The following is an 8,373-nucleotide window of genomic DNA, read 5'->3' as shown; positions in this document are numbered from 1 at the left end:
TAAATAGATAAAAAAGACAAAGACCAATCTCCAAAACAGCCAAACACCTCCCAAAATACAGCAAAGAGCACCCCAAAGTACCCCCAAATACTACCCCCAACAGCGCCGATCTATACTTTGCGGAATCTAGGACCCTATATCAGTGAAATTTATTCCTAGGAATAAATTTAATTATCTGTACAAATAAAATTATTTATTCCTAGGAATAAATTTTGTTGCTCGCCTGAGTCGCAATGACGACTCAGGCGAGCGGTTTTCAGTAAGGGGTAATTGAGGGGTGAGGAATCTATTTTATCCGTCATATCGGGTTAAACTGCATAAATATCCTAAATGGGTTTTGCTCTTCGGAAATAATTTGTATCTTGCGGTCGATTGAAGTGTTTTATCTGTGGAGATAAGCTGTTCAAAACCTTGATTGGCTTGATCTTTAGATAAAATTCTAGCAGTCATCAGCACACTTTATTCGCCTTTTCATAGGCGGGTTTGATACGTTATTTTTAAGTTTAAAAGGTAATGACAGGTAGAATTGTACTTGCTCTATGCACTTGCTTTGCGCTTGCTGGACTTACCAGTGCTCAAGTGCCGCCAAGGCAGACCAAGCAGACTACGAGTAAGAGTCCCAAAGTGGCGACGACAGCTCCACCCAAAGAGGGCGGTAGTATCACGGAGATGGCTAGTTTGCTAGCAGATAACAACGGCTTTCTGGACAAGAAGAAAATCTCGGACTACTCCAAGGCCATCAATAAGGAGATGGGGTACGACGTGATTAGCGAGGAGGACTTGGAGTTCCCCTCAGTAGATCTCTACGGTGTAGAGTCTTGGCATAGCGATGCCGTTAATCCTTTTATTGGAAGTATCAGAGCCGATGTGCCTGATTCGTTTGTTGTGGATCTCACACAGTTTGTTTATCCCCTAGACGAGCTCAAGCGCGTGACGAGTAAATTTGGTTACCGTCGTCGCTTTCGTAGGATGCATTACGGTATTGACATCTCGGTAAGGGTTGGCGATACGATAAGGGCTGCCTTCGATGGTAAGGTACGTATGGTGGATTACGATGGAAGAGGTTACGGTAGGTACGTAGTAGTGCGCCACACCAATGGGCTTGAGACCCTCTATGCGCACAATTCCCGTATCCTCGCTAAGGAGGATCAAGTGGTGCGTGCCGGAGACCCCATTGCATTGGGCGGTAATACCGGTAGGAGTACAGGTCCTCACCTCCACTTCGAGTGCCGATACCTAGGACAGGCGCTCAATCCTGAGAAGTTGATCAACTTCTATACAGGTGTGCCACAGTCTAGCGAGTACCTAGTGCTAGCGAAGAACTACAATGGAGGCAATGGCAAGGCTAGGATTTCTCGCTCCAGCGGTAACCGTGGCGATGGTGTGAAGATGCACCGTGTAAGGCGGGGTGATACCCTTGCAGAGATCGCCAAGAGGTATGGGACTACGGTCTCAAAGATATGCAAGCTGAACCGTATAAGTGCTAGGACAACTTTGAAGGTGGGGCGTAGCCTCCGAGTGGGCTAACGAGAGATGACGTGCCATAGTGCGTTCTATGGTTTCATAGAATAGATAAGATAGAGGGCGTGCCTGTGTGTTTTGTTTCGCAGAACCATTGGCACGCCCTCTCTTTTTGTCCGATCTTACTGGGTGGTGCGAATAGATGAATGGCGCCTTGGTGTGCCTATTGGACTTTAGTTGGTATTTACTTTTTATAGCAAAATATTGGTAAATTTGTAGCTCTATCAGAGAGCATAGAATATACATATTACATAGAGTGGTGAGATGAAGAGAGTGACCTTTTTCCAAGCGAGTGACAAACAGGTGTTTGCTGTAAGGCATAGCCATCCTATAGAGGGCGCAGATGAGCAAGCTCTACAGTGGCTGTTCGGCGGTGCTGTGCTGGTGGATCCATCTAGTCTGGGTGGCAATTATGTAGGGCCAAGAGCCGAACTCATTACCCCTTGGAGTACTACGGCAGTGGAGATAACCCAGAATATGGGTGTGGCAGCACGCTTGGGGATAGACCGCATAGAGTTCTTCACCCCTGTGGAGAGCGATGCTAAGTTCGATAAGATGCTCCTAAGGCGGTACAACGGACTAGCCGCCAATATCTTTGATTCCGCTATTAATGGGCCTGAGCATATCATCGAGGTGAAGGATATCCGTAGCTACAACGAGGCGGAGGGGCTTGCGCTGAGCGATGAGGAGATAGAGTACCTAGAACAGGTAGCTAAAGAGCTTGGGCGTCCGCTCACTGATAGCGAACTATTTGGCTTCTCTCAGGTCAATTCGGAACACTGTCGGCACAAAATCTTTGGCGGTGCCTTCGTTATCGATGGGGTAGAGCAGGAGCGTTCGCTCTTCAAGATGATCAAAGAGACTTCGGCAGAGCATCCCAATAATCTCGTATCGGCATACAAGGATAATGTAGCATTCAACAAAGGACCAGAGGTGGAGCTATTCGCTCCTAAGAGCGCTACTGCGCCCGACTTCTTCCGTGTGCGCAAAGCCAAGTCTGTGCTCTCTCTCAAGGCCGAGACCCATAACTTCCCTACCACGGTAGAGCCTTTCAATGGTGCCGCTACTGGCTCGGGCGGAGAGATACGCGACCGACTAGCTGGCGGTAAAGCCAGTCTCCCACTTGCAGGCACAGCGGTATACATGACGCCTTATACCCGTGAGAACCATCAGCCATGGGAGCAGATGATTTCGGCTCGTCCTTGGTTGTATCAGACGCCACAAGAGCTACTCACCAAGGCGAGTAACGGAGCAAGCGACTTCGGTAATAAGTTCGGTCAGCCCCTGATTACGGGTTCGGTCCTCACATTTGAGCACCAAGAGGGTGCCGCTACATGGGGTTACGACAAAGTGATCATGCTAGCTGGCGGTATCGGGTTTACCACAGAGCGCGATGCCCTCAAGGGAGAGGCAGAGCCAGGCGATAAGATCGTGGTGATGGGTGGCGACAACTACCGCATCGGCATGGGTGGAGGCGCTGTCTCTTCTGTCAATACCGGTCAGTACGAAGACGCCATAGAGCTCAACGCCGTTCAGCGATCCAACCCCGAGATGCAGAAGAGGGTCGCCAACGTGATCCGTGCGATGGCAGAGGGGGATATCAACCCCATCGTCTCTATCCACGATCATGGCGCTGGCGGGCACCTCAATTGCCTGAGCGAGCTAGTGGAGACACAGGGCGGTAGGGTATATATCGATAAATTGCCAGTAGGCGATCCATCGCTTTCTGCCAAGGAGATTATCTCCAATGAGAGCCAAGAGCGCATGGGGCTACTCGTGAAGCCGGGCGATATAGATGGGCTTCAGAAGATTGCCGAGCGCGAGAAGGCACCTTTCTATGTAGTAGGCGAGGCAACTGGCGATATGGAACTAACGTTTGAGCAACCCGATGGTAAGAAGCCATTCGATATGAAGCTCGACCAGCTCTTCGGCTCAGCGCCCAAGACGATAATGACCGATACCACGCTCGAACAGACCTTCTCCGAGCCAGCGGCAGAGGTACTCGCTTCGGATAAGTTCGCAGAGCACCTTCGCAACGTCCTCGCTCTCGAAGCCGTAGGTAATAAAGATTGGCTCACCAATAAGGTAGACCGCTCGGTGACAGGTAAGGTAGCACGCCAGCAGTGTGTAGGACCTCATCAGTTGCCACTAGCGGATCTAGGCGCCATGGCACTGGACTACCAGGGTAAGGCGGGTATTGCCACCACGATCGGACATGCGCCACAAGTGGCGATGGCAAACGCTCCTGCAGGTAGCCGAATGGCGATTGCCGAGGCGCTCACCAATATCATAGGCGCTCCGCTAAAGGAAGGTCTCAAGAGCGTATCCCTCTCTGCCAACTGGATGTGGCCGTGCAGAAACGAAGGCGAGAACGCTCGTCTCTACTCCGCTGTACGTGCGGCAAGTGACTTTGCTAAGGCACTAGGCGTAAATATTCCCACAGGTAAGGACTCCCTCTCTATGACCCAGAAGTACCCCGATGGTAGCAAAGTGCTCTCTCCTGGCACACTGATAGTTTCGGCTGCAGGCGAGGTGTCGGACGTACAGAGGATTGTAGATGCCGCTTGGTACGGTAAGGGCACCATCTACCAGGTCGATCTCTCCCGCATGGAAGCGCGACTCGGTGGCTCGGCACTCTATCAGACCTTGGGCAAGATTGGTGCCGAGGTGCCAGATATTGCCGACCCAGCTTATTTCGTCAAGGCGTTTGGCGTGCTTCAGGAGGCGATGTCGCGTGGCTTCATCACCGCAGTACACGATATTAGTGCCGGTGGTGTCATCACCGCTCTCGTAGAGATGATGCTCGCCAATGGTAGAGGCGGTATCGAGGTCAGCGCACCTACCGCTCAGCTCGCTACCTCGCTCTTTGCCGAGAATAGCGGACTATTGGTATTCACTACCGATGGTGCAGCGCTCGAGAACTATCTCTCGGGCAATGGCATAGACTTCAAGGCAATTGCCCAGACTACCGATACCCCTGTGCTCTCCATACAGAGTGCCGATCTCTCATTGCAGTGGACAATGGAGGAACTACTCCGTCAGTGGAGTGTGGCTACCGATGCTATGGAGCCTTACCAGACCAAAGCCGCTGCTGCCGAGGCAAGACAAGCCAACCGCGGCAAGCAACCACTCAAGTTCGTGATCCCATCCAGCATCAATACCCTCCGCCCACAGCGCGAAGAGGATATGCGTAGTGGTGTCACCGCAGCTATTATTCGCGACAAGGGCACCAATGGAGAACGAGAGATGGCTTACGCTCTCTACCTTGCTGGGTTCGATGTCAAGGATGTGCACATGTCCGATCTCATGACCGGCAGAGAGACCCTTGAGGGCGTCCAATTGATAGTCTTCTGTGGCGGATTCTCCCACTCCGATGTCTTGGGTAGCGCTAAGGGCTGGGCCGCAGGCGTTAAGTACAACGACAAAGCTAGGCGAGCACTCGATAAATTCTACGCTCGTAAGGATACCCTATCACTGGGTATCTGCAACGGCTGTCAGCTCATGGGCGAGCTGGAGCTCCTTTATCCCGAGCACGAGTCTAAGCACAAGATGGCACATAATGCCTCAGGCAAGTTTGAGAGTAGCTTTGTTTCCCTCACCATCCCTGAGAACAACTCCGTCTTCCTCAGTTCACTCGCTGGCACTACAGTAGGGTGTTGGGTTGCCCACGGTGAAGGGCGTTTCGACCTCCCCTACGGTCTGGAGCAGTACAACATAGCTGCCCAGTACACCTACGATGCCTACCCAGCCAACCCCAACGGTTCGCCCGCAGGTATCGCAGCGCTCGCCAGTGCCGATGGTCGCCACCTCGCCATGATGCCACACCCAGAGCGTAGCATCTTCCCATGGCAATGCGGCTATTACCCCGAGGATAGGCACGACGAAGTTACCCCTTGGTTCACCATGTTTACCAACGCCTATAACTGGCTGAAGAAGTAAGAGCCGGAAGTAAGAATAAGTAGTGGCTATGCGGGGCAGCCCCTGTATAGCCACTTTTTTATTGCCGATAAATGGTATCTTTGTAGGGGGAGACGATTATTCTAAGTGCTATGAAGAGAGTGAGGATAGTGGCAGAAGCCTCTGTGCCCTATGTAAAGGGCGTGCTGGAGGATTTGGGAGAGGTGACCTACCTACCGTCGGCGGAGTTTACGCCAGAGACGATAAAGGGGGCAGACTGGTTGATTGTACGCAGCATCACCAAGTGCAATAGGGCACTCCTGGAGGGCTCTAGCGTGAAGCTGATTACCTCTGCTACCATTGGCTTTGACCATATCGATACCGCCTACTGCCAAGAGGTAGGCATCACGTGGTACGCTGCCCCGGGCTGTAATGCCGAGGCGGTGGCGCTCTACTTTGCCTCCGCCATCGCCCTCCTTGCCACAGAGAGCGGTTTCGATCCTCGGGGTAAGGTGCTTGGCATCGTAGGTGTAGGCAATGTCGGACGCCTTATAGAGCGCAATGCCAAAGCCCTCGGCATGGAGGTATTGCGCAACGACCCTCCACGCGCTGCGCAAGAGGGTGCCGATGGGTTCGTAAGCCTGCATGAGATAGCTACCCGCTCCGATGTGATTGCTTTCCATACCCCGCTGACTAAGGAAGGGCAGTACAAGACGGTGCACCTCCTCGATGATAACTTTATCGATGCACTCGAGCGAAAGCCTATTGTGATGAATGCTTGCCGAGGTCCCGTGACGGACAATAGGGCGCTCTTCAGGGGGCTACGCCAAGGGCGCATAGAGCGCACCATAATAGACTGTTGGGAGGGCGAGCCTCACCCCTCGGAGGCACTCCTCGATGCCACTTGGCTCGCCACCCCTCATATCGCAGGTTTTTCTGCCCAAGGCAAGGCCAATGGCGCCCGCACCTGTGTAGATCACGGTCTGGCGTACTTCGGGCTTAGCACCAAGCGCAGGGGGCTTCTCTATCCCCCCGAATTGGGCGACCCTACTTTGCACCTTACCAGTTCGCAACCCCTATATGAAGCCCTTCTACAGTGCTTCGATATCCGAGCTATCGACCGTAATTTCCGTAGCAATAGGCACCAGTTCGAGGCGCTTCGTCGCACCCATCCCTATCCCTACGAGCCCTCGCAGTATCGTCTTTATGCCGATGAACTTGGCGGTGAAGTCGACTCCGCACGAGCCTTAGGCTTTGATATACTGGAGCGATGAAGGTATTGCTCCTCAATACCTATCCCCGTGGGGGCGGTGCCGCTGTGGCAGTTCGCCGAGCACAGGAAGCGCTCGAGCGGGCAGGTATGGAGGTGAGAGTGCTCTGGGGCACCGACTTTGGTCTTCGCCACAAGGCAGCATTCTTTGCCGAGCGTGCCGATGTCTTCCATGCCGTTCACTACAACCGTTCTCAGTTGTTTCGGTTCTCCACTGCTTCCCGAGGGGTGGATATCGCACACCATCCTTGGGTAGAGTGGGCGGAGATAATCCATATCCATTGGGTGCAGCAGGGGTTCCTCTCGCTTCAAGGACTACAACGCCTCTTGAGCCTTCAAGGTAAACGATTCTTCTGGACACTTCACGACCTCTGGGCGCTCACCGGAGGGTGCCACATCCCTTACGTTATCGGGCAGGATGGGCAGACCTCTTTCTGCGAAGCCTTTAGGAGCCACTGCGGTCATTGTCCCCTTTTGGGCAGCCGCAAGATGCAGGACCTCAGCTTCAGGGTCTTTGATCAGAAAGCTCAGTTACCGCTCCACAAAGTGCATGTGGTGGGGGTCAGCCATGCCCTCGCTACCTATGCACGGCATGCCAAACTCTTTGCAGAGAGTAGGGTGACAGCACTCCCAAATCCTATTGATCTCGATCGATTCAAACCCCAGCCCCCCTCCTCACCTACTACCGAACGTAAACTCCTCTTTGTGGCTGCTCGTGCCGATGACCCTGTGAAAGGGCTCGACCTTTGCCGTGCCATGCTGAGGCATGCTGTCCGCCACTCCGAATACTTCGAGCGAGAAGCGCACCTCTACATCGTGGGAGAGGTGAAAGAGCACGCCGCACTCGAGGGTTTCCCTATCCGGGTTACCCACCTAGGGCGCCTAGAGCAAGCTCAGTTGATTCAGCTCTATCAGGAAGCCACCCTTTTGCTCTGCACCTCACGCTTCGAATCGCTCGTGACCACCCTAGTGGAGGGGATAGCCTGTGGTGTGCCGGCAGTCGCCTTCGAAGTGGGCGGCATGGCAGATATCATCCAGCCCGAGCAGGGCAATGGCGCCCTGATTGCGCCTTACGACCTAGAGGCTATGGCACTCGCTGTGGTGGAGTGGAGCGAGCTTCAGCGCCCACGAGCCCCCTTCGCCATCGCTGCTACCGTGCAGCACTTTGCCCAAGAGATAGTGGGGCAAAAGCTGGTACAGCTCTACCTCGATACGCCTCAGTAGAGCCGCACCGTTCTCTCGCCTGAGCAACCAAATTTATTCCTAGAGATAAATAAATTTATTCCTAGGAATAAATTTTGCTGATATAGGGTATTAGTGAAAGGTATGAGCGATAACAATTTAGCCCAAGTTTGCCCCCTGTCGGAGTGTAAGTGACTGTTATTATTGTTGTTGTCTTTTTTTTGAAGAGTTACTGTGTACTACAAATTTTGATTTTTCTAAATGGGTGGGTTTTATAGTTTAGGGCTTGGTAGATTTTTCTGGCGTTTGGTGGTGGGTCGCTACAAATTCGGAGNACCACCTTTTCCCCTAGCATGTTGGTGGCTTCCGTCGTAACTGCTTTTTGGGTGGACATTATTCGGACGATCTCTTTCCAATAATGTCTGATTCCTTTTCCTTTCAGTTGTACACGTATATTATTGACCACCCAATAGGCGAGGAGTCCGAAGAAAAGGTGTGCTTCG

General features: G+C 52.7%; 4 protein-coding genes and 1 pseudogene. 4 read left to right on the top strand and 1 reads right to left on the bottom strand.

Annotated elements, in window-relative coordinates:
• The first annotated feature begins 513 nt into the window (after positions 1–513).
• The 4 genes from A3GG_RS0110625 to A3GG_RS0110610 all read left to right on the top strand — a co-directional run bounded on the left by A3GG_RS0110625 (position 514) and on the right by A3GG_RS0110610 (position 7,912).
• A complete protein-coding gene (locus tag A3GG_RS0110625) occupies positions 514–1,527 on the top strand; it encodes a M23 family metallopeptidase (protein ID WP_018359274.1) in 1,014 nt (337 codons plus the stop codon).
• A 258-nt stretch (positions 1,528–1,785) separates the two neighbouring features.
• Complete coding sequence (gene purL / locus A3GG_RS0110620; RefSeq protein ID WP_018359273.1) at positions 1,786–5,460, top strand: phosphoribosylformylglycinamidine synthase; 3,675 nt, start codon at positions 1,786–1,788, stop codon at positions 5,458–5,460.
• 110 nt (positions 5,461–5,570) lie between these two features.
• A complete protein-coding gene (locus tag A3GG_RS0110615) occupies positions 5,571–6,692 on the top strand; it encodes a 4-phosphoerythronate dehydrogenase (RefSeq protein ID WP_018359272.1) in 1,122 nt (373 codons plus the stop codon).
• Complete coding sequence (locus A3GG_RS0110610) at positions 6,689–7,912, top strand: glycosyltransferase (RefSeq protein WP_018359271.1); 1,224 nt, start codon at positions 6,689–6,691, stop codon at positions 7,910–7,912. Before A3GG_RS0110615 ends, A3GG_RS0110610 begins: the two co-directional genes overlap by 4 nt.
• Before the next feature lie 187 nt (positions 7,913–8,099).
• On the opposite strand, the pseudogene A3GG_RS13915 reads toward A3GG_RS0110610, so the two are convergent.
• Positions 8,100–8,373 (bottom strand): annotated as a pseudogene (locus A3GG_RS13915) (IS1634 family transposase); the annotation flags it as partial.

Source organism: Porphyromonas levii DSM 23370 (genome assembly GCF_000379925.1).
In the GTDB taxonomy this organism is placed as follows: Bacteria; Bacteroidota; Bacteroidia; order Bacteroidales; family Porphyromonadaceae; genus Porphyromonas_A; species Porphyromonas_A levii.
Note: the sequence above shows the minus strand (reverse complement) of the source record. Positions and strands in the feature narration are given on the sequence as shown.